This is a genomic window from Streptomyces tubercidicus, from assembly GCF_027497495.1.
GTDB lineage: Bacteria > Actinomycetota > Actinomycetes > Streptomycetales > Streptomycetaceae > Streptomyces > Streptomyces tubercidicus.
Genome location: NZ_CP114205.1, coordinates 2,969,419 through 2,996,101, shown reverse-complemented (window position 1 = coordinate 2,996,101; position 26,683 = coordinate 2,969,419). Strand labels below are relative to the sequence as shown.

At 71.8% G+C, this 26,683-nt stretch carries 25 protein-coding genes and 1 pseudogene; 12 read left to right on the top strand and 14 right to left on the bottom strand.

Going from position 1 to position 26,683, the window contains the following annotated elements; translation table 11 throughout:
• Nucleotides 1-97 precede the first annotated feature (97 nt).
• From STRTU_RS12740 to STRTU_RS12710, 7 genes are all read right to left on the bottom strand, one after another.
• Nucleotides 98-661 carry a DJ-1/PfpI family protein gene (locus STRTU_RS12740; protein ID WP_159743650.1) on the bottom strand — a complete coding sequence of 188 codons (564 nt, stop codon included), beginning with the start codon at nt 659-661 and terminating at the stop codon, nt 98-100.
• 50 nt (nt 662-711) lie between these two features.
• Complete coding sequence (locus tag STRTU_RS12735; protein WP_159743649.1) at nt 712-1,542, bottom strand: MOSC domain-containing protein; 831 nt, start codon at nt 1,540-1,542, stop codon at nt 712-714.
• Between the two features lie 101 nt (nt 1,543-1,643).
• Nucleotides 1,644-2,255, bottom strand: coding sequence for a nucleoside triphosphate pyrophosphatase (locus STRTU_RS12730; RefSeq protein ID WP_159743648.1), 612 nt, complete (start codon nt 2,253-2,255; stop codon nt 1,644-1,646).
• Nucleotides 2,256-2,298: 43 nt separating this feature from the next.
• Nucleotides 2,299-3,783, bottom strand: coding sequence for a peptidoglycan D,D-transpeptidase FtsI family protein (locus STRTU_RS12725; protein ID WP_159743647.1), 1,485 nt, complete (start codon nt 3,781-3,783; stop codon nt 2,299-2,301).
• Between the two features lie 159 nt (nt 3,784-3,942).
• Complete coding sequence (gene mmpB, locus STRTU_RS12720; RefSeq protein WP_269777353.1) at nt 3,943-4,071, bottom strand: morphogenic membrane protein MmpB; 129 nt, start codon at nt 4,069-4,071, stop codon at nt 3,943-3,945.
• Nucleotides 4,072-4,231: 160 nt separating this feature from the next.
• On the bottom strand, nt 4,232-4,444 hold the full coding sequence (locus tag STRTU_RS12715) for an acyl-CoA carboxylase epsilon subunit (RefSeq protein WP_159743646.1): 213 nt from the start codon (nt 4,442-4,444) through the stop codon (nt 4,232-4,234).
• 40 nt (nt 4,445-4,484) lie between these two features.
• On the bottom strand, nt 4,485-6,074 hold the full coding sequence (locus STRTU_RS12710) for an acyl-CoA carboxylase subunit beta (protein ID WP_159743645.1): 1,590 nt from the start codon (nt 6,072-6,074) through the stop codon (nt 4,485-4,487).
• A gap of 131 nt (nt 6,075-6,205) precedes the next feature.
• On the opposite strand from STRTU_RS12710, the gene STRTU_RS12705 reads away from it, so the two are divergent.
• The 5 genes from STRTU_RS12705 (at nt 6,206) to hutH (ending at nt 13,008) form a co-directional block, all read left to right on the top strand.
• The gene (locus STRTU_RS12705; RefSeq protein WP_159743644.1) at nt 6,206-7,150 is read left to right on the top strand and encodes a biotin--[acetyl-CoA-carboxylase] ligase; all 945 of its coding nucleotides are present in this window, start codon (nt 6,206-6,208) and stop codon (nt 7,148-7,150) included.
• A 237-nt stretch (nt 7,151-7,387) separates the two neighbouring features.
• On the top strand, nt 7,388-8,542 hold the full coding sequence (locus tag STRTU_RS12700) for an adenylate/guanylate cyclase domain-containing protein (RefSeq protein WP_159743643.1): 1,155 nt from the start codon (nt 7,388-7,390) through the stop codon (nt 8,540-8,542).
• Between the two features lie 205 nt (nt 8,543-8,747).
• Entirely contained in the window at nt 8,748-9,548 is an 801-nt protein-coding gene (locus tag STRTU_RS12695) for an enoyl-CoA hydratase/isomerase family protein (RefSeq protein WP_159743642.1), read from the top strand.
• A 528-nt stretch (nt 9,549-10,076) separates the two neighbouring features.
• Nucleotides 10,077-11,201 (top strand): GGDEF domain-containing protein, encoded by a 1,125-nt coding sequence (locus STRTU_RS12690; RefSeq protein ID WP_159746878.1) that lies wholly within the window; start codon nt 10,077-10,079, stop codon nt 11,199-11,201.
• Between the two features lie 262 nt (nt 11,202-11,463).
• On the top strand, nt 11,464-13,008 hold the full coding sequence (hutH, locus tag STRTU_RS12685; protein ID WP_159743641.1) for a histidine ammonia-lyase: 1,545 nt from the start codon (nt 11,464-11,466) through the stop codon (nt 13,006-13,008).
• 157 nt (nt 13,009-13,165) lie between these two features.
• Here the strand turns inward: hutH and STRTU_RS12680 are convergent, their stop codons facing one another.
• Nucleotides 13,166-13,561, bottom strand: a complete 396-nt coding sequence (locus STRTU_RS12680; RefSeq protein ID WP_159743640.1) for a hypothetical protein — start codon at nt 13,559-13,561, stop codon at nt 13,166-13,168.
• A gap of 109 nt (nt 13,562-13,670) precedes the next feature.
• Here STRTU_RS12680 and STRTU_RS12675 point away from each other — a divergent pair, with 109 nt between their 5' ends.
• The 4 genes from STRTU_RS12675 to STRTU_RS12660 all read left to right on the top strand — a co-directional run bounded on the left by STRTU_RS12675 (nt 13,671) and on the right by STRTU_RS12660 (nt 18,272).
• Nucleotides 13,671-14,009 (top strand): hypothetical protein, encoded by a 339-nt coding sequence (locus STRTU_RS12675; RefSeq protein ID WP_246240409.1) that lies wholly within the window; start codon nt 13,671-13,673, stop codon nt 14,007-14,009.
• Between the two features lie 391 nt (nt 14,010-14,400).
• Nucleotides 14,401-15,666 (top strand): L,D-transpeptidase, encoded by a 1,266-nt coding sequence (locus STRTU_RS12670; RefSeq protein ID WP_159743639.1) that lies wholly within the window; start codon nt 14,401-14,403, stop codon nt 15,664-15,666.
• A gap of 87 nt (nt 15,667-15,753) precedes the next feature.
• A complete protein-coding gene (locus STRTU_RS12665) occupies nt 15,754-16,746 on the top strand; it encodes a GNAT family N-acetyltransferase (RefSeq protein ID WP_159743638.1) in 993 nt (330 codons plus the stop codon).
• 284 nt (nt 16,747-17,030) lie between these two features.
• Nucleotides 17,031-18,272 (top strand): DUF2786 domain-containing protein, encoded by a 1,242-nt coding sequence (locus tag STRTU_RS12660; protein ID WP_159743637.1) that lies wholly within the window; start codon nt 17,031-17,033, stop codon nt 18,270-18,272.
• A gap of 30 nt (nt 18,273-18,302) precedes the next feature.
• Here the strand turns inward: STRTU_RS12660 and STRTU_RS12655 are convergent, their stop codons facing one another.
• Nucleotides 18,303-19,181 carry an AraC family transcriptional regulator gene (locus STRTU_RS12655; RefSeq protein WP_308789372.1) on the bottom strand — a complete coding sequence of 293 codons (879 nt, stop codon included), beginning with the start codon at nt 19,179-19,181 and terminating at the stop codon, nt 18,303-18,305.
• A 25-nt stretch (nt 19,182-19,206) separates the two neighbouring features.
• Between STRTU_RS12655 and STRTU_RS12650 the strand changes: the two genes are divergently transcribed.
• Nucleotides 19,207-19,776, top strand: a complete 570-nt coding sequence (locus STRTU_RS12650) for a class I SAM-dependent methyltransferase (protein ID WP_246240404.1) — start codon at nt 19,207-19,209, stop codon at nt 19,774-19,776.
• A gap of 28 nt (nt 19,777-19,804) precedes the next feature.
• Here the strand turns inward: STRTU_RS12650 and STRTU_RS12645 are convergent, their stop codons facing one another.
• Complete coding sequence (locus STRTU_RS12645; protein ID WP_159743636.1) at nt 19,805-20,446, bottom strand: response regulator; 642 nt, start codon at nt 20,444-20,446, stop codon at nt 19,805-19,807.
• Nucleotides 20,443-21,825 (bottom strand): sensor histidine kinase, encoded by a 1,383-nt coding sequence (locus STRTU_RS12640; protein WP_167539138.1) that lies wholly within the window; start codon nt 21,823-21,825, stop codon nt 20,443-20,445. The genes STRTU_RS12645 and STRTU_RS12640 overlap by 4 nt, the downstream gene beginning before the upstream one ends.
• 252 nt (nt 21,826-22,077) lie before the next feature.
• Here STRTU_RS12640 and STRTU_RS12635 point away from each other — a divergent pair, with 252 nt between their 5' ends.
• Nucleotides 22,078-22,632 carry a hypothetical protein gene (locus STRTU_RS12635; protein WP_159743635.1) on the top strand — a complete coding sequence of 185 codons (555 nt, stop codon included), beginning with the start codon at nt 22,078-22,080 and terminating at the stop codon, nt 22,630-22,632.
• A gap of 77 nt (nt 22,633-22,709) precedes the next feature.
• On the opposite strand, the pseudogene STRTU_RS12630 reads toward STRTU_RS12635, so the two are convergent.
• Nucleotides 22,710-22,856, bottom strand: a pseudogene (locus STRTU_RS12630) (phosphorothioated DNA-binding restriction endonuclease); the annotation flags it as partial.
• 189 nt (nt 22,857-23,045) lie between these two features.
• On the opposite strand from STRTU_RS12630, the gene STRTU_RS12625 reads away from it, so the two are divergent.
• Nucleotides 23,046-24,929 (top strand): alkaline phosphatase family protein, encoded by a 1,884-nt coding sequence (locus tag STRTU_RS12625; RefSeq protein ID WP_159743634.1) that lies wholly within the window; start codon nt 23,046-23,048, stop codon nt 24,927-24,929.
• 34 nt (nt 24,930-24,963) lie between these two features.
• On the opposite strand, the gene STRTU_RS12620 is transcribed toward STRTU_RS12625, so the two are convergent.
• Together STRTU_RS12620 and STRTU_RS12615 are read right to left on the bottom strand one after the other, a co-directional pair.
• Nucleotides 24,964-25,665: a TetR/AcrR family transcriptional regulator gene (locus STRTU_RS12620; protein WP_159743633.1), complete on the bottom strand. Its 702-nt coding sequence runs from the start codon at nt 25,663-25,665 to the stop codon at nt 24,964-24,966.
• Nucleotides 25,666-25,842: 177 nt separating this feature from the next.
• The gene (locus STRTU_RS12615) at nt 25,843-26,580 is read right to left on the bottom strand and encodes an SDR family oxidoreductase (protein ID WP_159743632.1); all 738 of its coding nucleotides are present in this window, start codon (nt 26,578-26,580) and stop codon (nt 25,843-25,845) included.
• Nucleotides 26,581-26,683: the final 103 nt, after the last annotated feature.

Below are 26,683 nucleotides of genomic sequence, written 5' to 3'. Positions count from 1 at the left end.
CTCGCCTCCTGTCGGGCGGCCGGGTCCGTCCCTGCCCCGCTCAGGCCCGAACTCCCCTTGTTCCGGGGCGGATAGATTCCCCCGGCCGCCCCCGCCACTACTTCACCGGCGCGTGCTCCCGCAGCACCTCCAGGAAGGCGCGCATCCACTCGGGGTGGTCGTTCCAGGCGCGGGCCGAGACGACCTTGCCGTCGACCACCGCGGCGCCGTCGACGAAGGTGCCGCCGCCCAGCTCCACATCGGGTGCGCAGGCCGGGTAGGCGGAGGTGCGGCGGCCCTTGAGGACACCCAGTGGGGCCAGGGAGAGGGCCGCATGGCAGAGGTGGGCGACGGGCTTGTCGGCGTCGAAGAAGTGGGTGACGACGCGGCGGAAGTCGGCGTCGTTGCGGAGGTATTCGGGTGCCCGGCCGCCGGGGAGCACCAGCGCCGCGTAGTCGGCCGGGTCGACCTCGGACAGGGCGAGGTCGGACGGCCAGGAGTGGCCCTCGCGCTCGACGTAGGTGTCGAAGTTGTCGACGAAGTCATGGACCACGAACTGCAGCTTCTTACGGGAGAGGGCCGCGATCCGGGGCTCGTACCCCTCCTCCAGCAGCCGCTGGTAGGGGTAGAAGAACTCCAGGTCCTCGGTGGCGTCACCGGCGATGATCAGGATCTGCGGCATGGTGCGGACTCCTCACGATGGGTCGATCCGGACGATCGAGTCGTTCCGGATCAATCGGTTCCCCACTCGGTGACCTCGAATGCGTCGCCCACCGCCACCTTCCCGGTCGCCAGCACCGCGAACTTCGAACCGAACGCCACCCCGCCCTCGGGCACCCGCCGGTACGAGGCGAGGGTGCGCAGCGGCTCGGGTCCCACCTTGCCGCCCGTTTGCTGGTTGACGAGGGTGACCGCGCAGCGGATGGCGAGCTTGGCGAAGCCCAGCTCACCGCCGCCGACCGTGACCCGGCGCACCCGGTCCTCGGTCTGCGGGGCGTCCCAGCCGTCCACCACGATGTTGGGCCGGAAACGGTCCATCGGGACGGCTGGGCGGCCGGCCGCGGTGATCCGGCGGTTGAGGTCGTCGAGGCTGGCCAGGGAGAGGATGTGCAGGGCGCAGCTGTCGGCGAAGCCGGAGGTGCCGGGGGTGAGCCCGTCGGTCACCCGGTCGTGCTCCGGCGGTACGCGCACCAGCCGGCTCTCCGCGCCCAGCGTCTCGGACAGCCACCCCGCGACCCCGTCCCCCTGGTCGACCGCGCGGTACGGCGCACCGAACATCTCGACGTCGGACCGGGCCGCCGAACCGGTGCCGAGGTCGATGTCCAGGTGGAACGGGTCGCGGCCGGGCGCGCTCAGGGTGAGGTGGGTCCCGTCGGCGCCGACCTGCGGCCGGATCACCGCCAGCCGGGGGTCCTTGCGCTGGCTGCGGAAGACGCCGCCGGGGCCGACGACCAGGAAGCTGCGGTCGTGGGCGAGGCCGGCCGGGGTGAGTTCCGCCTCGGCGGCCGGGGTACCGGCGCAGCCCTTGACGGGGTAGCTGATCAGTTCGACAACTGTGGCCATGGGGGCAGGGTAGGCGCCGGGTGCCCGCCCGTTCCGGTCTTTGTCGCCGAGGAGCGCACCTTGGCGCGGGGACGCCCCTCAGGTTGGCGCGGAGACGCCGTTCAGGTCCACAGCTCGGTGATCGCGATGTCCAGATCGGCCAGCAGTCGGCGCAGCAGCGGCAGGGAGAGGCCGATGACATTGCCGGGGTCGCCGTCGATGCCGTCGATGAAGGGGGCGGAGCGGCCGTCGAGGGTGAAGGCACCGGCGACGAAGAGCGGCTCGCCGCTTTCGACATAGGCGGCGATCTCGGCGTCGGTCGGCTCACCGAAGCGGACCGTGGTGGCGGCGGTGGCGGACGCCCGGCGGCCGGCGGCGGTGTCGATGACGCAGTGGCCGGTCTGCAGGATGCCGGAGCGGCCGCGCATGGACTTCCAGCGGGCGGTGGCCTCCTCGGCGTCGGCGGGCTTGCCGAGCGCCCGCCCGTCCAGTTCCAGGACCGAGTCACAGCCGATGACCAGGGCACCGGCGGCCTCCGGGCGGGCGGCGACCGCCTCGGCCTTCGCCTCGGCCAGCAGGAGGGCCAGCTCACCGGGCGTGGCCGCGGTGAGCGCGTCCTCGTCGACACCGCTGACGATGACCTCGGGGGCCAGCCCGGCCTGGCGCAGCAGGCCCAGCCGGGCGGGGGACTGGGAGGCGAGGACGAGACGGCGGGGGCGGGACTCTTCGGTCATGCCCGCCATCGTACGGAGCGCCCGGAGCCGCGCCGGCCCCGGACTACTTCTTGAGCACCGCTTCCATGACCGACTTCGCGATCGGCCCGCCCAGCTTGCCACCGGCGATCTCCGACCGGGGGATGCTCATGTCCGAGGGGTCGACGAAGACGGCGACCGCGACCGGGGAGCTGCCGTCGCTCTGCTTGGCGTAGGAGACGAACCAGGCGTAGGGGCGCTCGTCGTTGACGTTCGCGCCGTGCTGGGCGGTGCCGGTCTTGCCGCCGACGGTCACCCCGTCGATCGCGGCCTTGTCGGCGGTGCCCTCGTTGACGGTGTACTCCATCATCTCCTGCACCTTCTTCGCGGTGCCGGAGGAGACGGCCTGGGACATCATCTTCGGCTCGGCCTTCTCGATCGTCGACAGATCGGAGGCGCGCACCTCGTCGACCATGTGCGGCATCATCACCTTGCCGTCATTGGCGAGCCCGGCGACCACCATCGCCATCTGCATCGGCGTGCTGGTCAGGCTGCCCTGGCCCATACCGGTCAGCGCGGTCTGCGGCTTGTCGAGCTCCTTCGGGTAGAGGCTCTTGGTGGCCAGCAGGTCGCCGAGGTCCTTGTCGTAGACGTTCTCGTTGAAGCCGAACTTCTGGGCGGTCTCGCGCATGTTGTCCTTGCCGACCTTCAGCGCGGCGTCCAGGAAGACGTTGTTGCACGACCACTGCATACCGGTCTTCAGCGAGGCCTTGTCGCAGGGCGCGCCCGCGACATCGTTGCCGACCTTGGTGCTGCTCTGCGGCAGCTGGTACGGAGCGGGCGCCCCGGACGAGGCGTTGATGTCGGAGACCACGCCGTGCTCCAGGGCCGCCGCCGCGGTGAGGATCTTGAAGGTGGAGCCCGGGGGGTAGGTCTCGCGCAGCGCCCGGTTGTTCAGCGGCTTGGACTTCTCGGCTTCCAGCGCCTTGAACTTCCGGCCGTCGGCGTTGGAGATACCGGCGAAGCCCGTCGGGTCGTAGGAGGGGGTGGAGGCGAGCGCGAGGACCCGGCCGTTGCGCGGGTCGAGCGCGACCACCGCACCCTTGGCGTTGAGGTCGGTCAGGCCCTTGTAGGCGGCCTTCTGCGCCTTGGGGTCGATGGTGGTGATGACATCGCCGCCGCGCGGCTTCTCGCCGGTCACGATGTCCTTGGCGTTCTTGAGGGCGAGCCGGTCGTCCTTGCCGCTGAGCACCTTGTTGTAGATGCCCTCCAGGAAGGACGTCCCCTGGGCCTGTGAGGCGAAGCCGGTGACCGGCGCGTACATCGGGCCGTCCTTGTACGTCCGCTTGTACTTGAAGTCACCGGAGGTCGCCACGGAGCCGGTGACCGGCTGGCCGCCGACGATGATGTTGCCGCGCGGGTAGGAGAACGCCTCGATCTTGACGCGGCGGTTGTTCGGGTCGTTGGCGAGCTTGTCGCCCTGGACGAACTGGACCCATGTCACACGGGCCAGCAGGGCCAGCACCAGTACCCCGCAGAAGACGGCTATATGCCTCAGCGGCCTGTTCATCGCTCTCCCACTCCCGTCCGGCGCCGTCCCGGCAGCCGGGGACCCGAATTGCCTGTCAAGAGAGGAAGAAGCGATTTCGGGGGAGACGGTTGCGGAAGAGAACTGTGAGAGTCGCCTCTCCCTGCCCGGGAACGATGATCTTCCGGTGTACGGGACCGGCTATCTCCCCGCGAGCAGCAGCATCAGCACCACCGCGGCCACGGCCAGCACGATGCCCATCCGGCGGAGCTTGGCCTGCACATCGCGCAGCTCCTCTGGAGGCTCATCGGGCGGATCTGACCACAGCATGTATCGATCCTGGGCCCGATGCGGCCGTGGCGCCTGAGTACGCGTACTCAGGCGCCACCGCGCAAAGGACTAGTCAGTGCACTATGCACCGACCCGGCGGCCCGGTGGCCACCCGGCGTCAGCCGGCCAGTGCGGCCGGTAACGCAATCCGGCCGATCACTCAATGCCGCCAGTAACTCGTCCGCCAGGCCCGCGGCCCCGGATGCGGCATACGGGCCCGCGCCGGAACCGTCGACGCGGGGTCCGACCACTCGGTTCCGCGGTCCCGCTGTCCGGGCGCGGCGGCAGCGGCGGCCGCCGCGCGGGCCTGAACCACCGCCAGTGCGGCGGCCAGCTCCTCAGGGGTGGGATTGCCCCGTACGACCTTGATCATGAAGAACGGCTCCCTTCGCTGGTTCCGCTGGTTGCGTCGGTCAGAGCGGGATGTTGCCGTGCTTCTTCGGCGGCAGCGCCTCGCGCTTGTTCCGCAGGGTGCGCAGCCCGCGGACGATGTGCCGGCGCGTCTCGGACGGCATGATCACCGCGTCGACGTAACCGCGCTCAGCCGCGACATACGGGTTGAGCAGCGCGTCCTCGTACTCCTGGATCAGCTCCTGGCGCCGCTCGTCCTGCGCCGCCGGGTCCTCGATCGCGGCCAGCGTGCGGCGGTGCAGGATATTGACCGCGCCCTGTGCGCCCATCACGGCGATCTGCGCGGTCGGCCAGGCCAGGTTGAGGTCCGCACCCAGGTGCTTGGAGCCCATGACGTCATACGCGCCGCCGAACGCCTTACGCGTGATGACCGTGATCAGCGGGACCGTGGCCTCCGCGTACGCGTAGATCAGCTTGGCGCCGCGCCGGATGATCCCGTCGTACTCCTGGTCCGTCCCCGGCAGGAAGCCCGGCACATCCACGAAGGTGATCACCGGGACGTTGAACGCGTCGCAGGTCCGCACGAACCGCGCGGCCTTCTCCGAAGCCTTGATGTCCAGGATTCCCGCGAACTGCATCGGCTGGTTGGCGACCACACCGACCGCATGCCCCTCGACCCGCCCGAAGCCGGTCAGGATGTTCGGCGCGAACAGTGCCTGGGTCTCCTGGAATTCGTGGTCGTCCAACACGTGCTCGATCGCGACATGCATGTCATACGGCTGGTTGGCCGAATCCGGGATCAGGACGTCCAGCTCGCGGTCCGTGTCCGAGGTCTCCAGATCCGCCTCCTCCGGGAAGGCCGGCGGCTCGGACAGGTTGTTGGACGGCAGGTAGGACAGCAGCCCCTTGATGTACTCGATGGCGTCCTTCTCGTCACCCGCCATGTGGTGTGCCACGCCCGAGGTGGTGTTGTGCGTACGGGCGCCGCCCAGCTCCTCGAAGCCGACGTCCTCACCGGTCACCGTCTTGATGACGTCCGGACCGGTGATGAACATGTGCGAGGTCTGGTCCACCATGACCGTGAAGTCGGTGATGGCGGGGGAGTAGACCGCACCGCCCGCACACGGGCCGACGATCAGGCTGATCTGCGGAATCACGCCGGACGCGTGGGTGTTACGGCGGAAGATCTCGCCGTACATGCCCAGCGAGGCCACGCCCTCCTGGATGCGCGCGCCGCCGGAGTCGTTGATGCCGATGACCGGACAGCCGTTCTTGAGCGCGAAGTCCATCACCTTGACGATCTTCTCGCCGAAGACCTCGCCCAGCGCCCCGCCGAAGACCGTGAAGTCCTGGGAGAAGACGGCCACCGGGCGGCCGTCGACCGTGCCGTAGCCGGACACCACGCCGTCGCCGTAGGGACGGTTCTGCTCCAGCCCGAAATTGGTCGACCGGTGCCGCGCGAACTCGTCCAGCTCGACGAACGAGCCCTCGTCCAGCAGCAGATCGATGCGCTCGCGCGCCGTCAACTTCCCCTTCGCATGCTGCTTCTCCACTGCACGGGCGGAACCGGCATGCGTGGCCAGCTCGACCCGCCGCTGCAGATCCGCCAGTTTGCCCGCGGTGGTGTGGATGTTTGCTTCCGGCTCGGACATCGGGATGCGGCTCCTGCTCGTCCTGGACTGGTGCTCGTACTGAGGGTGGTACGGGTTTGGCTACCGATTCGTAGCGTATCCGCGGGACTGCTCAGCGGCACTGCGTCGTTGACCACACCTAGGCTGGTCCCATGACGCCTCAACCACCGGAAAACCGGGACAAAGACGCCGGACGCTGGAGCGACCTGAGCCGCCCGCCGCTGAACGCCACGGCCCTGCGCCGCGCCCTGGTGCGCCCCGGCGCGCTCTGGACCTCCCTGGACGTCGTCCCCGCCACCGGCTCCACCAACTCCGACCTGGCGGCCCGCGCGGCCGAGGGGAAGGCCGAGGAGGGCGCCGTCCTGGTGGCCGAGGAACAGTCCGCCGGCCGCGGCCGGCTCAACCGCACCTGGTCGGCGCCCCCGCGCTCCGGCATCTTCGTCTCCGTCTACCTCACCCCCCGCGTCCCCACGGCGCGCTGGGGCTGGCTCCCGCTGCTCACCGGCGTCGCCACCGCCACCGCCCTCTCCAAGGCGGCCGGAATCGACACGTCCCTCAAGTGGCCCAACGACATCCTGGTCACCGCCCCCGGGGACTCCTCCTCCGCCGCCGGTCCGGACGGCACCCCCGGCACCGGCGAACGCAAGATCGGCGGCATCCTCGCCGAACGGGCCGGCCCCGGCGTCGTCATCGGCATCGGCCTGAACGTCTCCCTCGCCGCCGACGAGCTCCCCGTGCCCACCGCCGGCTCTCTGGCCCTGGCGGGCGCCCGCACCACCGACCGCGACCCGCTGCTGCGCGCCGTGCTCCGCTCACTGGAGCAGTGGTACGCCACCTGGCAGGCCGCCATCGGCGACCCCGCCACCAGCCGTCTCCAGGAGACCTACGCGGCGGGCTGCGCCACCCTGGGCCGCTCCGTACGCGCCGAACTCCCCGGCGACACCGACCTCACCGGCGAAGCCGTGGCCATCGACGGCGACGGCCGGCTGGTCCTGGCCACCGCGAACGGCGTACGCCACCCGGTGGGCGCCGGCGACATCATCCACCTGCGCGCCACCGCGCAAGAGACCGGAGGCGCCGACTCCGCGCAGCCGTGAGGCCGCCCCCGCGCAGCCGTGAGGCCGCCTCCGTCCCGTACGCCCGGCCGGGGCTCAGGCCCTCTACCACGGCACCCGCCGCGCCGACGTGTCCCCGCCTCTTCCTTGGTCAGAGCCGACATGTGAGAGTGAGCCAGAGCACACCTGCCGTATCGTTGAGGCGGTCCGCCAGGGAGCGGACCACCGGCGAGCAGTGATCGGAAGGGCAGTGCGCAGGGATCGGACAGGGAGCGGCCGGTGACCGCCGACGACTCGGGCGCCGCCCCGCGCGACACGGACACCGGGGACGAGGCAGTGCACGACATCCCCGTCAACGACCCCCCAGGGGCCGGGGACGAGGACGACGAGAACAACATCGCCGTCCGCCTCGAACAACTCATCCTCGGCGCCGACCGCCGCTACACGCCGTTCCAGGCGGCCCGCGGCGCCGGTGTCTCGATGGACCTCGCGGCCCGCTTCTGGCGCGCCATGGGCTTCGCCGACATCGGCCAGGTCAAGGCCCTGACCGAGGCCGATGTGCTGGCCCTGCGCCGCCTCGCCGGCCTGGTCGAGGCCGGTCTGCTCAGCGAGGCCATGGCCATCCAGGTCGCCCGTTCCACGGGCCAGACCACCGCCCGTCTGGCCGACTGGCAGATCGACTCCTTCCTGGAGGGCCTCACCGAGCCCCAGGACTCCGGCCTGACCCGTACGGAAATCACCTATCCGCTGGTCGAGCTGCTGCTCCCCGAGCTGGAGGAGTTCCTGGTCTACGTCTGGCGGCGGCAGCTCGCCGCCGCCACCGGCCGGGTCGTGCGGGCCCAGGACGACGCCGAGATGGTCGACCGCCGCCTCGCCGTCGGCTTCGCCGACCTGGTGGGCTTCACCCGGCTGACCCGCCGCCTGGAGGAGGAGGAACTGGGCGAGCTGGTGGAGGCGTTCGAGACCACTTGCTCCGACCTGGTGGCCGCGCACGGCGGCCGGCTCATCAAGACCCTCGGTGACGAGGTCCTCTTCGCCGCCGACGACGCCGGGATCGCCGCCGAGATCGGGTTGCGGCTGATCGAGACGATGGCGCACGACGAGACGATGCCGGAGCTGCGGGTCGGCATCGCGTTCGGCACGGTCACGACCCGCATGGGCGATGTGTTCGGGACCACCGTCAACCTGGCCAGCCGCCTCACGTCGATAGCGCCGAAGGACACCGTTCTGGTGGACCAGGCGTTCGCCGAGGAACTGGGCCGGATCGGCGACGCCCCGGTCTCCGAGGCCGAGGCCGCGGCGGCGGAGAAGGCCGCCGAGGAGGGCACCGGCACCCCGCCCCCGACGTACCGCTTCGCCCTCCAGCCGATGTGGCAGCGGCCGGTGCGTGGTCTGGGCGTGGTGGAGCCGTGGTTGCTCAGTCGGAGGGACTGAGGGGCGGTTGATCGGCGGGACTGAGGGGCGGTTGAGGGGCTGAGCGGCCCGGCCGACGCCGGGCGCTGGGCTGGTGCCGGGCCGGGGCGCCTTTTCCACAGCCGGGAACTCGTTTGTCCACAGCCGTAGCTCCGTCCTGTTGCTCCCGGCCGTCACCTGACATGATCCCCACGTCAGGTCAACGACCGTTAACAGGGAGGGCTGTATGCAACGGCAACGGTTCGGTGCGGACGGCTGGGTCGCCATCGAGCGGCACGGTTTCGTGGCGGAGCTGATCATGGACCGCCCCAAGGCCATGAACGCCGTTTCGACGGCCATGGCCGACAGCCTGGCGCAGGCCTGCGCCGAGCTGGCCGCGGACCGCTCCGTACGCGCGGTGGTCCTCAGCTCCACCCATGAGCGGGCGTTCTGCGTGGGCGCCGACCTCAAGGAGCGCAACTCCTTCACGGACGCGGACCTGATGCGCCAGCGTCCGCACACCCGCGCCGCCTACACGGGCGTACTGGACCTGCCGGTGCCCACCATCGCCGCGGTGCACGGCTTCGCACTCGGCGGTGGCTTCGAGCTGGCGCTGGCCTGCGATCTGATCGTCGCCGACGGTACGGCCGTGGTCGGCCTGCCGGAGGTGTCGGTGGGCGTCATCCCGGGCGGCGGGGGTACCCAGCTGCTGCCGCGCCGGGTGGGCGCGGCGCGGGCGGCCGAGTTGGTGTTCACCGCCCGGCGGGTGCCGGCGCCGGAGGCCGTGGAGCTGGGTCTGGTCGACCAGCTGGCGGCGGACGGGCAGGACCGGGCCGAGGCGCTGGAGCTGGCGGCCCGGATCGCCCGCAATTCGCCGGTCGGCCTGCGGGCCGCCAAGCGCGCCATGCGGCTCGGACACGGCCTGGACCTGCGGGCCGGCCTGGACCTGGAGGACGGCGCCTGGCGCAGCGTGGCCTTCTCCGGTGACCGCGCGGAGGGCGTGGCGGCCTTCAACGAGAAGCGCGACCCGGAGTGGCCTGGGGAGTGATAGCGGGCGGGGAGGTGGTGGCGGTGGGTGGGTTGGGCCCGGGGCCCGGGGGGGGAGAGGGGGAAACCGCTGCCTGCGGGCCGGGGTGTGACCTGTGGCGACCACGGCGTGGCCGCAGCGCCCGCCGTCCGTGGGCCGGGGTGTGACCTGTGGCGACCACGGCGTGGCCGCAACCCCCGCCGCCCGCGGGCCGCGGCGCGGCCGCAGCTCCACGGCGCGCCCGCAGCTCCACGGCGCGCCCGCAGCCCCCGCCACCCACCCCTCCCGCATACCTCCAGTCCCTACGCGATTACTCACCGTAAGAACCCTCCCGTATCCCGCCCGCGCCCCCTCCCAAACCCCTCCCCGCCCCCCGACCAGGAATGACGCGCATAACGCCCGGGTGTCGATCGCGCGCGGAAAGGGGCGGAAGGGGTTAAACATTCCTACGCTGTAATACAGAGCGTGCTCACGGTGACGGAATGCGAGGATCCGGTGACGGGCGAGGGCGATGCGAGGCTGCGGGCAGTGGTGGAGCTGGCGCAGGCGATGGCTGCCGCGCACACACCACGCGAATCGGCGCATGCCGCGGCGCAGGGTGTCCGCCAGGCCCTGGGTGGTTCCTTCGCGGCGATCTCCAAGTGGGAGCGCGAGCTGGGGAAGCTGCGGGTGCTGGTCAATACGGGCGAACTCGCCGAGGGCGAGGAGGAGTTCCCGGACGACGAGAGCTACCCCGTCCATGAGTTCCCGGAGATCGTCGGCTTTCTGCACGAGCAGTGGGCGGGCGGCGGCGAGCCCAGCGCCTGGGTGGAGACCGCCGAGGGCCCGCCGCCCCCGCCGCCCTGGTTGGCGGAGGAGGGTCCGGCCGGGGGTGGCGGCGGCAACCGTCAGCGGATGGCCGCGCTGCGTCGCCGGGGCCGGGGCTGCTGTGTGGTCGCGCCGATCGTGCTGCACGGCCGGGCCTGGGGCGAGCTGTATGTCGCGCGGCGAACGGGGGAGCCGGTCTTCGGCCGGGCGGACGCCGACTTCGCGAGTGTGCTGGCCGCGGTGACGGCCGCCGGGATCGCGCAGACCGAGCGGCTGGCGGAGGCCCGTCGGCTGGCCTTCACCGATGCGCTGACCGGCCTCGCCAACCGCCGGGCCGTCGACATGCGGCTGGACGAGGCGCTGGAGCTGCACCGCAGGGACGAGGTGGTGGTCAGCCTGGTGGTGTGTGACCTCAATGGGCTGAAGCGGGTGAACGACTCACGCGGCCATGCGGTCGGCGACCGTCTGCTGGAGCGTTTCGGCTCGGTGCTGTCGCTGTGCGGGGCGATGCTGCCGGGCACCCTCGCCGCCCGGCTCGGCGGCGATGAGTTCTGTCTGCTCGCGGTCGGTCCGCCGGCCGACGAGGTGGTCAAGGTGGCCGGTGAACTGTGCGACCGGGCAGGGGAGTTGGACCTCGGTGAGGGGGTCGCGGTCGGGGTCGCCTCGACCGGCGATCAGATCGGGCCGGTACGCAGCGCCCGTCGGCTCTTCCGGCTCGCGGACGCCGCGCAGTACAAGGCCAAGGCGGCGCGGTCGGGTGAGCCGGTGGTCGCCGGTCGGCACGGCGGCAAGGACGACCCGGTCGTCCGGCTCGCGGACGCCCCGGACCGGCGCTCGGGGCCGGAGCGCAGGCGCTTCCGGAGGTGAGGCGGCACTTCGGGGGTGAGACGGAACTTCGGAGGTGAGGCGGCACTTCGGGGGTGAGACGGAACTTCGGAGGTGAGGCGGCACTTCGGAGGTGAGACGGCGCTTCGGGGGTGAGGCGCCGGTCCGGAGGTGAAGCAGCGCACGGCGGTGCATGACGGCGCACGGCGGCGTACGTGGCCGGTCCGGCGCGTACGCCCGGGTAAGGGGTCATCCCGAAATCCGGTGGTGACATCCGGCGATTCAGTCTCTAGGGTTCCTGAATATGGATATGCACTCTGTGGTGCTGGGGACGTCCGGCACCACCGCACAGGACGTCATCGCGGTGGCCCGCGGCGAGGCCCGGGTCGAGCTGTCCGGGGAAGCCCTCGCGGCCGTCGCCACCGCCCGCGCCTTCATCGACGAGCTCGCCGCCAAGCCCGACCCGGTCTACGGCGTCTCCACCGGCTTCGGTGCCCTCGCCGTCCGCCACATCAGCCCCGAGCTGCGCGTCCAGCTCCAGCGCAACATCGTGCGCTCGCACGCGGCCGGTATGGGCCCGCGGGTCGAGCGGGAGGTCGTCCGCGCGCTGATGTTCCTGCGGCTGAAGACGCTGGCCTCCGGGCACACCGGCGTCCGCCCGCTCGTCGTCGAGACGATGGCCGCCCTGCTCAACGCCGGGATCACCCCCGTCGTCCACGAATACGGCTCGCTCGGCTGTTCCGGCGACCTGGCGCCGCTCTCGCACTGCGCGCTGGCGCTGATGGGCGAGGGTGACGCGGAAGGCCCCGACGGCGTCGTACGCCCGGCCGCGGAGCTGCTGGCCGCGCACGGCATCGAACCCGTCGAACTGCGCGAGAAGGAGGGTCTGGCCCTCCTGAACGGCACCGACGGCATGCTCGGCATGCTCGTGATGGCCTGCGCCGATCTCGCCCGGCTGTTCACCTCGGCGGACATCACCGCGGCCCTCTCCCTGGAAGCGCTGCTCGGCACGGACAAGGTCCTCGCGCCCGAGCTGCACGCCATCCGCCCGCACCCCGGGCAGGCCGCCTCGGCCGCCAACATGGCCAAGGTGCTGGCCGGTTCGGGCTTCACCGGCCACCACCAGGACGACGCCCCGCGCGTCCAGGACGCCTACTCCATCCGCTGCGCCCCGCAGGTCGCGGGCGCCGGCCGGGACACCCTCGACCACGCCCGGCTGGTCGCCGACCGCGAGCTGGCCGCCGCCGTCGACAACCCCGTCGTCCTCCCGGACGGCCGGGTCGAGTCCAACGGCAACTTCCATGGTGCCCCGGTCGCCTACGTCCTGGACTTCCTGGCCATCGCCGCGGCCGACCTCGGTTCGATCGCGGAGCGCCGTACGGACCGGCTGCTGGACAAGAACCGTTCGCACGGGCTGCCCGCCTTCCTGGCCGGTGACCCGGGTGTCGACTCCGGCCTGATGATCGCCCAGTACACCCAGGCCGCGCTGGTCAGCGAGCTGAAGCGGCTGGCCGCGCCCGCGTCGGTGGACTCCATCCCGTCCTCCGCGATGCAGGAGGACCATGTCTCGATGGGCTGGTCGGCGGCGCGCAAGCTGCGCACCGCGGTCGACAACCTGACCCGGATCGTCGCCGTCGAGCTCTATGCGGCGACCCGCGCCATCGAGATGCGCGAGCGCCTGACCCCGGCGCCCGCCACCCGCGCCGTATTGGACGCGGTGCGCGATGCGGGCATCCAGGGGCCGGGCGGGGACCGCTTCCTGGCGCCGGACCTGGAGAGCGCGTATGCGTTCGTACGGGGCGGGAAGCTGGTGGCGGCGGTGGAGTCGGTCACGGGCACGCTCGCCTGACGGCGGCCGGGGAGTCCGTCACGGGCGCACGGGCACACGGACCTGACGGCGGCCGTGGCGGCGGCCACGGGTGCACTGGCCTGGCGGCGGCCGTGGCGCCGTCAGGTCTCAGGCGATTGCAGGCGACCTCAGGCGACCTCAGCGGTCTCAGACGATCTCAGGCCGTCTCGTCGCGCGTGCGGCGTACGGAGTAGCTGACCAGACCGGCCCCGAGGGCGAGGCAGGCGGCGCCGCCGATCACGTACGGCGTGGTGTCCGGGCTGCCGGTGTCGGCGAGGAGGTGCGGGGAGCCGGTGGGCCGGCCGTCGGTGCCGGTTCCGGTGCCCGCGTCGCCGCCGTCCTGGGTGGCCGTAGTGGACCGGCCGTCGGTGTCCTGCGCCCCAGTGGCCGTACGGTCGGCCAGGGCCGGTCCGGCGGGTGCGGACGCCATGTGCAGTGCGGAATCTGTCGCACCGTCATGCCCCGCTGTCGCATTGGCGGACGGTACGAACCACAGGGCGAACAGCACCGATCCCGCGGTCGCGGCGGTCAGTAGTGGTCGTCGTGCGGTCACGTAAGCGATCCCCCTTGTGGGTGCGGCGAATTGGCCGTTGACCGCAGATGTTAATGACCGCAGCGGGTCGCGGGGAAGTCGGGCCCCCTCCATGCCTAACCTCCGTGCTATGAGCAATGGTGAGACATCACGTTTTGTGCGCCTTCATGTCGAATTGATCATGGAGGTCACCGACGCCCGCCGGCTGACCGGCGCCGCCGTCGATCACGTCAACGGGGAGCCCTCGCTGCCCGACGAGGAGCGCAGACAGTCGCTGGAGACGGTCCAGGAGGACCCGGCGGAGGCGCTGGCCCATCTGATCGACCCGTTCGACCTCGTCACCAAGGTGCCGGGCGCCGAACTCGCACAGGCCTCCTGGAGCAGCGAGGAGCTGACCGACTACGACCCGGATGCCGAGTGGGACGCGGCGGAGTGGGATCTGGCGGACGACGCGGACGGGGAGGGCTGACCGGCACCCCCGATGGCCCCGGCCCCCGTACGGCTCCCTGCCGTACGGGGGCCGACTACGTGGCGCGAAGGCGGACCGCCCGGCCGGTGCGCGCCCGCGCCCGCCCCACATGTCGCCGCCCGCAGCGCATACCGCCGCCCGCCCCACATGCCGCCGCCCACGCCACATGCCCGCGCCCGCACCACATGCCTGGACCTGTTCCACATGATCACCATCTGACCGGTGTGGGTGATTAGTGGCCTTCCCCACACTTTATGGACGCATGGAACGGGTGAAACGGAAAAGGCGTTCAAATGGCGTCGGCCGGAATGCCAGCGTCCATATAGCCGGCGTTCAGTTGGCTGCTCGCTCGGGGAATCGTGCGAAATCGGCAGTAATGGAGATGCGTGTGATGACGGACAGCAAGCGCCGGAAGGGCTTGATAGCCAGCGCCGCGCTGCTCGGGGGCGTACTCACGCTTGCGGCGTGTGGTGGCAGCAGTGCGGCCGATCGGAGTCATGACGGTGCTGACGCCACCCCGCATGAGAACAGCCGGCAGGTGGACGAGGCGGCCGCGAAGGATGCCTCCGACGCCAAGATCATGATCCTCCCGGAGGACGGCGCCACCGACACGGGTCTCAACAGTGACGCGAGTGTCACGGTCAGTGACGGAAAGCTGACCGATGTCACCATGACCTCGGTCGAGACCAAGCAGACGGTCAGCGGCACGATCGCCGCCGACGGCAGCTCCTGGACGCCGGACCAGCCCCTGAGCCGCTCGACGGCATACAAGGTCACCGCGCATGCGGTGGACTCCCAGGGGCGTAAGGCGGTCGAGAACTCCGGCTTCACCACCGTCGCCCCGGCGAACAGCTTCATCGGGAACTTCACGCCGGAGGACGGTTCGACCGTCGGCGTCGGCATGCCGGTGTCGATCAACTTCGACAAGCCGGTCAAGAACAAGGCGGACGTCGAGTCCGCGATCCACGTCACGTCGAGCAGCAACCAGCAGGTCGTCGGCCACTGGTTCAACGACAAGCGGCTGGACTTCCGCCCCCAGGAGTACTGGAAGGCGGACTCCGACGTCACCATGAAGCTCGGCCTGGACGGCGTCGAGGCGTCACCCGGCGTCAAGGGCATCCAGAACAAGACCGTCAACTTCCACGTCGGCCACTCGCAGATCAGCACCGTCGACACCGAGACGCACGAGATGACCGTCGTGCGCGACGGCCGGACCCTCAGGACCATTCCGATCTCGGCCGGCAGCGACGAGAACGCCACCTACAACGGCAAGATGGTCATCTCCGAGCGCTTCAAGCAGACCCGGATGAACGGCTCGACCGTCGGCTTCAAGAAGCACAACGGCAAGGGCGAGTACGACATTCCCGATGTCCCGCACGCCATGCGCCTGACGAGCTCCGGCACCTTCATCCACGGCAACTACTGGGGCAAGGGCATCTTCGGCAAGACCAACACCAGCCACGGCTGCATCGGCCTGGAGGACGCCAAGGGCGCCAAGGACCCCAAGACGGACGGCGCGTGGTTCTTCGACCACAGCCGGACCGGCGACGTGGTCGAGGTCGTCAACTCCCCTGACGACACCGTCAAGCCGGACAACGGCCTCAACGGCTGGAACATGGACTGGTCGCAGTGGGTGGCCGGCAGCGCGGTGCAGTGACTGCGGTGAGGGTTCGCTGAGCGGTCGATGCCCGGTGGCGCCGAAAACAGGGCGCGCCGGGCATCGTTGCTGCGTACGGTCCGCCGTATGGACATCGACATCGACGCCTGGTTCGCCGTGCTCGCCGCCGCCCGTGCCCACGACCGGCCGGGCGTCCCCGCCCCCGAACGGGCCGCCGAGGCCGGCCGCCTGCGCGTCCCGTCCCTGCACTGCCGGGCCGTCCCCGTCACGCTTCCGGCCCCCGACGGCGCCCCCGGCTACGCGGGCGTCGCCCTGCTCCGCCTCCACGACACCGAGGAGAACGCCGCCAACGCCTTCCTCGACACCCTGACGGTGCACCCCGCCCATCGGGGGCGCGGGGTGGGCCGGGCCCTGTGGGACGCCGTGCGCGCGAGGCTCGCCGCCGAGGGCCGCAGCTCGGTGAGCACCCTGGTGGAGCGGGGCGGCGCGGGCGAGAGGTTCGCCGTCGGGCGGGGCGCGGAGTGTGCGCTGCCGATGGTGGAGTACGTACAGGAGGTGGCGGCCGCCTCGGCCCCGGCCGCCCCCGCCGCCTTGGCCCCGACCGCCTCCGCCCCGGCCGTCCCCGCGCCGCCCGTCGGCTATCGCTTCGCCGCCTGGAGCGGTGTCGTCCCCGACGCCTATGCCGCCGCGCACGCCCGCGCCCACGACGCCATGCAGGACGCCCCGGCCGGCGACCTGGACGAACAGCACGACCCCTGGGACCCCGAGCGGATACGGGCCGCGGCCCGCGTCGTCCTGGACCGTGGCGGGGTGCTGCTGACCGTGGCGGCCCTCGCGGAGGCCGACGGCGCCGTGGCCGCCTACACCGAACTCGTCCTGCCCACCCCGGCCTCCGTACGGGCCCTGCAGTACGACACCGTCGTCGTCCCCGCGCACCGCGGCCGTGGCCTCGGCCGGGCCGTCAAGCTGCGGATGCTGGAGTTCCTGCGCGCGCAGGGGCCGGACGTGCGGGAGATCATGACGACGGTCGCGGACGAGAACGCCCCGATGCGGGCGGTCAACGCGGCGCTCGGCTACCGGGCGGAACAGGCCCTCGGTTTCTATCAGGTGCGCCTCTGAGGCGGGGGCCGACCTGGGTGCCCGGGGGCCGGCCCTCGCCCCCGGAGGCCCCGCTCTACGCCCGCCCGCCCGTACGCGTCCGCCTCTCCGGCAGCCCCCCCACGCCCCCTCCGTACAGTGAACGGGTGAGCGAGCGCGGGAAAACAGGGCGCGGGAAAACCGGGCGCGGAGAAACCGGGCGCGGAAAAACAGGGCGCGGAGAAACCGGGCGCGGAGAAGCCGGGCGCGGCGGCAAAGGGCACGGCGGGCCGTCCTCGCCCTCGGCCGGTGAACTGGTCGGCCAGGTGCTCGGCAGCGTCCGTTACGCGTCGGACGGCGAGCGGGCCGAGGACGCCATTGAGGCGGGTGCCTCGATGCTGGCCGCGGCCGAGGTCGGCTGGGCGGCGGTGAGCGCCGCGGTGGTGGAGGCCGCCGTGGCGGGCGTACGGCAGTGCTGGGCGGGCGGCTGGCAGCCCGCTGACCTGGTGCGGATCGTACGGCGCGCGGCTTCCGACGCCGCCCTCGTGGCGCTGGTCGTCGACGCCGTCGCGGCCGAGGCGGCCCGCCCTCCGGCCGCGCGCCCGGTTCCGGACCCGCGCTGGGCCGGGCAACTACGGGACCTCGGCGCCGAGATCTGGTGGTCCGCCGACAGCGGCTACCTCGACGCCCTGGCCACCCGCCGCCGCGCCTCCCGCTTCGAGACCGCGTACGACGTCCTGGCGGCGCTGCGCATACTGGCCCGGCTGCCCCGGATCACCCCGCTGCCCGCCCCGCCGCAGCCCGGAGACCGGAGCGGACCCGCCGGTGCCGCCGCGGCACGTGCCCTGGGGCGGATCCGCGGTCTGCTCGCCAAGGCGGAGGCCACCGACTACGCCGAGGAGGCCGAGGCGCTGTCCGCCAAGGCGCAGGAGCTGATGGCCCGGCACAGCATCGACGAGGCGCTCCTCGACCGGGCGGACGGCTCCCCGGGCGGCCGGGCCGACGGCCCGTCAGCGGTCCGTATCGGCATCGAGGGCCCGTACGAACAGGCCAAGGCACTGCTGCTCGACGCGGTCGCGGCCGCCAACCGCTGCCAGGCCGTCTGGGCCGCCGACGTCGGCTTCTCCACCCTCATCGGTTTCGCACCCGACCTGGAGGCGGCCGAGATGCTCTACACCTCGCTGCTGCTCCAGGCCACCGCCGCCATGAGCCGCGCGGGCGACGCCCACCACCACACCCTCAAGGAGCAGGGCGGCGCCCCCGTCGCCCGCGGCCGCTCCCGCCGCACCCGGGACTTCCGCCAGACCTTCCTCGTCGCCTACGCCGACCGCATCCGCGACCGCCTCGCCGCGGCCACCGCCGCCGCCACGGCCGCCGCCACCGCCGAGTCCGCCCCCACGGCCCCCGACCTCCTCCCGGTCCTCGCCGCCCGCGCCCTCGCCGTCGAGCAGACCACCGGCACCCTCTTCCCCGACACCGCCCCGGTCCGCCTCCGCGGTGTCCGCGACGCCGACGGCTGGCACCAGGGCAGAGCGGCCGCGGACCAGGCCCGGCTGGGGGACGGGTGAGCGCGCCACGGGCTTGAAGTCCGGCAGCCCTCAGGGGGCGAAGTACGCCCCCGGCGGCACCCCGACCGCGCGCCGGAAGGCCGCGACAAAGGCACTCGGCGAGGCATAGCCCACCCGCGCGGCCACCGCCGCCACCGTGGCGCCGCCGGCCAGCAGCGGCATCGCCGCCTGGAGCCGGATCCGGGTGCGCCACTGCCCGTACGGCATCCCGGTGTCCGCCACGAACGCGCGGGCCAGCGTCCGGCCGCTCGCTCCCACCCGGCGGCCCCACTCCGCCAGCGTCCGCCCGTCGGATGGGTCGGCGCGCAGCGCCTCCGCGACCCGGCGCGCCCGTGGGTCGTGCGGCATCGGGGCCTGCACCGTGGCCACCGACACCGGCCGCAGCTGGTCGAGGACCACGGACTCGGCCCGTTCGCGCGCCGCCGGGGCCAGGGTGCCGTCCGAGAGGTACGAGATCAGCTCGCGCAGCAGGGGGGAGACGCCGACGACGGTGGGCACGGACCAGTCGACCGGGCAGCGCTCCGGGAGGAAGTACAGGCTCCGGAAGAGGGCCGGGCCGGCGGCGCCGGTGGCGTGCGGGGTCCCGGCCGGAATCCACAGCGCCATGGACGGCGGCAGCACCCAGGTGTTGCCGGTGGCCCGTACGGCCAGAACTCCCCGCCGCGCCCAGGCCAGTTGATGGTGCTCATGGCGGTGGCGGGCGAACCACTGCCCCCGGTCCATCGCAAAGCTCCCGACGACGACGGCCGCCCCGGCGGGCGGGCCTGGCGGCGCCACCTGCCCGTCCCGCCCGTCCGGCTCCGCGCCGCCGTCCGGTCGCTGTCCACTGTCCGGTCGCGGCTCACTGTCCGGTCGCTGTCCACTGTCCGTCCTGCGATACACCATGTCCCCCTGTCGCGTGGTGGTCACCGCGGCCGCTCCCTACGCTCGCCGCATGACCATGAATCGCTATCACCAGTGGTTGTGCAACTCCCGTATGTGGGCCCGCGCGGTGGCGACGGACCTGCTGCCCTGGGCCCTCGAAGATGTCCAACTGGACGCCGAGACCCTGGAGATCGGGCCCGGCTACGGTGCCACCACACGGGTGCTGGCACACCGGACCGGCGGCCGGCTGAGCGTCCTCGAAGTCGACGGGGGATCGGCGGAGCGACTGCGCGCGGAGTACGGCGACCGGATCGATGTCGTGCACGGCGACGGCTGCGCGATGCCGCTGCCGGACGGCCACTTCGACGCCGTCGTCTGCTTCACGATGCTGCATCATGTGCCGTCGCCCCGGCAGCAGGACCAGCTCTTCGCGGAGGCGTTCCGGGTGCTGCGGCCGGGCGGTGTCTTCGCGGGCTGCGACGGCCGGGCGAGCTGGGGCTTCCGCCTCATCCACCTGTGGGATACGTACGTCCCGGTGCCGCCCGAAACCCTCCCGGACCGGCTGCGCGCGGCCGGCTTCCACACCCCCGGCATCAGCCTGCGCCCCGACTACTTCCGCTTCCGCGCCGTCCGTCCCTGAGCGGGCGGAGGACAGGCCACGCGACTGCCTACGTCAACAGACCCCGCTCCAGCGCCGTGATCACCGCCGCGGTCCGGTCCGACACCTCCAACTTCTTGAACGCCCGCAGGAGATGGGTCTTGACCGTCGCCTCACCGATGAACAGCTCCCGGCCGATCTCGGCATTGGTCAGCCCCTGACTGACCAGCCGCAGCACCTCGCACTCCCGGCCGGACAGCAGCGGCGCCTCCACCGCCCGCGCCCGGAACAGCTTGGGGGCCAGCGACGGGGTCAGCACGGTCGCCCCGCGCGCCGCACCGTGCACCGCGTCGATCAGCTCCGCCCGCGAACTGCCCTTGAGGAGATAGCCGGCCGCGCCCGCCTCCACGGCGCGCAGGATGTCGGCGTCGTCCTCGTAGGTGGTGACGATGACCACCTTGGTGCGCGGCGCCCGCCGCAGGATGTGCCCGGTGGCGGCGACCCCGTCCATCCCGCCCATCCGCAGATCGAGCAGTACGAGGTCCGGGGCCAGCCGCTCCACCAGCGTCACGGCTTCCTCACCGGAGCCCGCCTGCCCCACGACCTCGATGCCCGGGTCGGCTTCGAGCATGGCGCACAGGCCCTCGCGGACGACGGGGTGGTCGTCGGCGAGCAGTACGCGTACGGGGGCCGGGGCTTCAACGGCGGTCATGCGCAACGCTCCTCGTCCCTTGCCGTCGCCGTCGCCGTCGCCGTCGTGGCTGTCGCTGTCGCTGTAGTCCGCCGTTCCGCCGACCCGTCCAAGGGCACCTTCACCTCGACGGAGGTGCCCGCTCCCGGCGTGCTCACCACGCTCATCGCCCCACCGATCTCCGCCACCCGGGCCGCCATCCCCCGCAGCCCGAATCCGCCGTCCTGACCGCCGTTCGCCGCACCAAGCGCCGCCCCCGTCCCCGCCTCCGCCTCCGTCTCCGTCCCCGTCTCCGCCTCCGTCTCTGCCATTGTCTCCGCCTCCGCCTCCGCCGCGTCGAACCCCCGGCCGTCATCGGTGACGACGATCCCGACCTGCCCCTCGCCGTACCGCAGCACCAGATCCACCGCACGGGCATCCGCGTGCTTGCGCACATTGGTGCCGGCCTCCTGCGCGGCCCGCAGCAGTACGACATTGACCGCCATCGGCAGCGGACGCTCCTCCCCCTCGACGGCGAACCGCGCCAGCAGCCCGGTCTGCGCGGCCAGCCCGTCCGCCTGCCGCCGCAGCGCCTGCGCCAGGGAACTCTCCCGCAGCGAAGCGGGCGTCCGGTCGGCGACGAAGGCACGGGCCTCCGCCAGGCTCTCCTTGGCCATCCGCCCGACCAGCGCGAGGTGTTTCCGCGCGACGTCGGGGGCCTCCGCCACCTCCGCGTCGGCGGCCTGCACCAGACTGATGATGCTGGTCAGGCTCTGCGCCAGGGTGTCGTGGATCTCCCGCGCGAGCCGCTCGCGCTCGGCGGCGATCCCGGCCTGGTGCGACAGCCGGGCCACCTGCTCGCGATTCCGCCGTAGTTCCTCGATCAGTTCGGCGTGCTCCTTGTTCTGCCGTACGACCCGCTTGATCCACAGCCCGAGAAGTACGGACAGGGCGATCCCGAGCAGCGACGCCAGCAGCACGAACAGCACGAGCGGAGCCGTCGCGCCGCCCCGCAGCCACAGCATCGTCACGGGGACGACATTGCCGAGTACGCCCGCCACGACGGCCGGCCGGGTATCCAGGCTCATCATCAGCATCGGGACGATCGCGAACAGCGCGAACGCACTGGTCAGATCGACCGCGGTGGCGACGCCGAACAGCACGAACAGCCCGGCGGCGAAGCCGGTGTTCCGCCCGTCGCGCCCCTCCCGGAGCATCAACGGCCGCCCGATCCCCGCGTACCAGGGCACGATCACGGTCAGCGCCCCGATCGCGATCAACCGCCCGGTCTGCGGCACGGCGGAGGTGAACACCAGCCCCGTGGTGACCAGATAGCAGATCACGAAGTAGCTGTCCCACAGCCCGAACCAACGCATCCGCGTCTCGGGCGCGCGCCCCGCCTCAGGCGTCACTCTGCCCATCCCCCTGCTCCCGAACGGCCCCGCACCGGGGCGCCGGCGCCCCGTGCCGCCGCGCCCCAGTCCTATCACCCTCCCGCATTCCCTCCGGCGCGGTGTCCACCGACCGGTGGACAGCCGAATCCACCGGCCGGTCGTACCGCGACAACAAGGCCCCGCCATAACGTCGTTGAAGGCGGTCGACGGATATCCCGGTATCCCGGAAACCGCCCGAGTAACAGACCTCGCGGCATTGCGGAAAGGCCCCGGATTTCCATGGACCACCTGAGTCAGTTCGTTATCGCGCTGATCGCCAGCGTCAGCATTCTCACCATCATCCTGGCGACCGACCTGGGCTGCCGCCGGGTCACCAATATGCGCATGCTGCGCTCCGTGCTCGCGGTCGCGGTCATCATCGCAATCTTCGTGCACTCCTTCCCGACCTCCGGAAATGCCCCGTCCTTCCAGCTCATCGGCGTCGGAGTGGGCGTGATCTGCGGCCTGATCGCGGGCGCCCTGCTCCCCGCCCACCGCGGCGACGACGGCCAGATCTACACCCGCGGCGGATTCGGCTACGCCCTCGTCTGGCTCGTGCTTTCCAGCGCCCGCGTCCTTTTCGCCTACGGCGCCGAGCACTGGTTCGCCGAAGACCTGATCCGCTTCAGCATCGAAAACGAACTCAGCGGCCCGGACGTCTACGCAAACGCCTTCGTCTTCATGTCCCTCGCCATGGTCCTCACCCGCACCGCGGTATTGGTGGCCAAGCGCCGCCGCATTCGCCTCTCGCCCGCGGAGCCGGCCGCGCCGGGGGAGCGGGCGGCTGCGGTCTGAGGGGCGACGGGGGAGGGAGATCGCCCGTCCGGGCCCGCCCGGTATGGGTTCGCCTGGGCGGGCGCGCCCGGCCCGGGTCAGACCCCCTCGGCCGCCCGTGCCTCACCGCGGAACACCTGCGCCGTATGCCAGCGGATGTGCTCGGGGGCGACCCCGGCACATCCGCTTTGCGGGCCTATAAGGGACCGGCCGGTGAGGGCGAGCACCTGCGTACGTGCCGCGCTGCGCAGGTTTCCCACCCGCTCGATCCACTCCATGACAGGCGACTGTAGGACGGGCGGTGAATCCGGGCCGAAGCGGGAGCTTGATGATTGAACAGCGGCTGGTGGCCGGACGTACTGATAACGGCGGCCTGAATCCACGGTTCCGGTCCGCCGTGCCACCACCGGGCCACGCACGGAAGGACCTTCGGGTTGCCGCACTCCACGCGCTTCAGCCAGCCGCCGCACATGCAGAAGGCAGCCACGACGGAGGCAGCCACGACGGAGGCACCGCCGCCGGACGACGCTGCGGAGCCGATGCGGGACGAGCCCGCAGGTGCCCGCACAGGTGACACCACCGGTGCCCCCATCGCTGACGCCCCCGATGAACCCGCCGCTGACGCCCTCGCTGACGCCCCCGCCCCCACCGGCTGGCGGGACCGGCACCCGGCCGGGGCGCGGGCCGGGGCGCGGGCGGTCACCGTACTGGCCGCCGTCCTGGTCCTCGCCGCGCTCCTCCTCCCAAACCAGCTCACCCGCCTCACGCCCGGTGAGTTCCTGCGCATCCCGGTGGAGGGCATCTTCGGCGCGGCCCTCCTGTTGCTCCTGCCGCCGAGGGCGCGACGGGTGGTGGCCGTGGTCGCCGGGGTGGGCCTCGGCCTGCGGGCACTCCTGAACTGCCTGGACATGGGCTTCTATTCGGTGCTCGCCCGGCCCTTTGACCCGGTGCTCGACTGGGGCCTGTTCGGGGACGCCGTGTCGTTTCTCAAGGACTCGATAGGGCAGGCGGGCGCGACCGGTGCCGTGATCGGCGTCGTGGCGCTCGTGCTCGCCCTTCTCGCGCTCATGACGCTGGCGGTCGTCCGGCTCACCCGCGTCATGGTGCGGCACAGTGCCGTGGCGACCCGTACCACCCTCGTGCTCGGCACCGTCTGGATCACCTGCGCGGCGCTCGGCGTACAGCTCGCCGGCGTCCCGGTCGCGTCCACGAACACGGCCGACCTCGTCCAGGACAGCGCCCAGCGGCTGCGCGCGAGCCTGGCCGACCAGCAGGTGTTCGCCAAAGAGGCGCACGTCGACGCCTTCCGCGACACCCCGCCCGACCAGCTGCTGACCGGACTGCGCGGCAAGGACGTCCTCTTCACCTTCATCGAGAGCTACGGGCGCAGCGCGATCGATGACCCGGCGATGGCGTCGCAGGTCGACGCGGTGCTCAAGGACGGGACCGAGCGGCTGCGCAAGGCCGGGTTCGCCTCGCGGAGCGGCTGGCTCACCTCACCGACGGCGGGCGGCGGCAGCTGGCTGGCCCACTCCACCTTTATGTCCGGCCTGTGGATCAAGAACCAGCAGCGCTACCGCACCGTCACCTCCAGCGACCGCATGCCCCTCACCGACGCCTTCAAGCGCTCCGGCGCCTGGCGCACGTCCGGCATCATGCCGGGCGTCACCCGCTCCTGGCCGGAGGGCAAGTTCTACGGCCTCGACCACGTTTACGACACCCACCATCTCGGCTACAAGGGCCCGCAGTTCAGCTGGTCGCGGGTGCCCGACCAATACAGCCTGTCGGCGTTTGAACGTCTGGAGCACGGCAAACCGCACCACAAGCCGCTGATGTCGGAGATCATCCTCGTCTCCAGCCACAACCCCTGGGCGCCCATCCCGAAGACGATCGGCTGGGACCAACTCGGCGACGGCTCGGTCTACCACGGCATCAAGAAGGCGGGTAAGGACCCCAAGGAGGTGTGGAAGGACCCGGCGCACGTACGGACCGAGTACCGCCGCGCCATCCAGTACTCACTGCACAGCCTCATCTCCTACATGGAGAAGTACGGCAACAAGAACACCGTGCTCGTCTTCCTCGGCGACCACCAGCCCGTCCCGACCGTCACCGGCGAGCACGCCAGCCGGGACGTACCGGTCGCGCTCGTCGCCCACGACCCGGCCGTGCTGGACCGCATCTCCGGCTGGGGCTGGCAGAAGGGCCTCAAGCCCGGCCCGAAAACCCCGGTCTGGCGGATGGACACCTTCCGCGACCGGTTCCTGACGGCCTACGGGCCACAGGCGGGGGACTCGAAGCCGCCCCGGCCGTCGCATTGACCTACGGGCCGGATGGGGTGCTGAGCCCAGACGGTCACACCCCCGCCGTCAGCCCATTGATCATGCGGTCCAGAAGGCGGTCGAATACGGCCTGCGGTGACGAGTCATGGCTCGGCACCGCCAAGGCCCGCGCGAGATGCGGATACCGGTCCGCGTCGGCAAGGGACCGGAGGTAGCGGTCCTGGGCGTCAAGGAGTTCACCGGACGTACGGCCGCCGGTCTCGACCGTCCGTTCCTGGGCGAGTTCATGGGAAACGTGGCTGGCCACGAACCCGGTGAGCAGGCTGAAGGTCTCCAGCCGCGCCGGGGCCTCCAGCCCGACGGGCGCGAGGACGGCCAGCGCGTACTCCAGGGCGGCGAGCGCGTTCGGACCGAGCGTCTGCCGTGCGGACAGCGCCGCGGGCAGCCACGGATGGCGCCGCATGATCGTCCGCTGCTCCTGGGCGAACTGCCGCAGATCGGCCCGCCAGTCGCCGGACGGCTCGGACGGCAGCCGGTGATCGCCGCTCACCTGGTCGACCATCAGCTCCAGCAGCGTCTCCTTGTTGGGGACGTAGCTGTAGAGCGACATCGTCCCGGCCCCGATCCGCGCCGCGACCGCGCGCATGGTGACCGCGCCGAGCCCTTCGGCATCGGCCAGCGCAACCGCCGCCTCGGTAATGGCAGCACGGCTGTGCGTCGGCGGCCGCCCCCGCCGCGGGCGCTCACCCTGCGACCAGAGCTGCTCGGGATCCACACCGGCACTACGTCCGACTGAGCCTGTACGGGGCACGACAACCTCTCCTCACGACTGCCGGTCATCCAATCACCCCCTCTTCCCACGCGGCGTACGGGAATCGAATGGCTGCTGCCCAGTCCGGCCCGCTCCCGTGGTGACCGGTCCGCTCCGGCCGCAGAGATCAGCCCCAGCCCCTCACGCCTGGGCCGTAGGCCGCACCACAACCTCGCTCACATCCACCTCACCCGGCTGCTCAATGGCGAACGCGATGGCGCGCGCAATCGCCGCGGGCGGTATCGCGAGATCGTCCCGCATCTTCGTGATCTCCGCCCTGACCCGGCTGTTGCTGGACGCCTCGGCGAAGTCGGTGGCCGTCGCGCCGGGCGACACGGTGGTCACCCGCAGGGAATCACCGGCCTCCTGGCGCAGCCCTTCACAGATCGCCCGGACCGCGAACTTGGTACCGGCGTAGACCGCCATGGCGGGCACGATGCGAAAGGCGGCAGTGGAGGCGACGGTGACGAAGTGCCCGGTGCCCTGCGCACGGAACACCGGCAGCGCGGCGCCGATCCCGTGCAAGACCCCCTTCACATTGACGTCGACCATGTGGTCCCACTCCTCGACCCGCAGATCATCAAGCGGCGAGATCGTCCCGACCCCGGCATTGCTGACGAGCACATCGAGCCGCCCGAAACGCTCACCAGCCAGCGCGACCAGGGCCCGCAGATCGTCCCGCCGGGTCACATCCGTACGGATCTGTACGGCCGCGCCACCCGCCTCCTCGATCCGCGCCACCAGCTCCACCAGCCGCTCGGACCGCCGCGCCCCGAGCACGAGCCGCGCGCCGCGCTCCGCGAGCAACAGCGCGGTCGCCTCCCCGATACCGCTGCTGGCTCCCGTAATAGCCACGACTTTGCCTTCGATTCCAGACATGACGACTCCCTTTCCTTCGCACCACCGCGTCTGAGGCCCGGGGCGGGCGGCCCCCGGGGCGGGCGGCCCGTCGGCCGTCGGCTCGTGGACAGGCGTGAAAGCC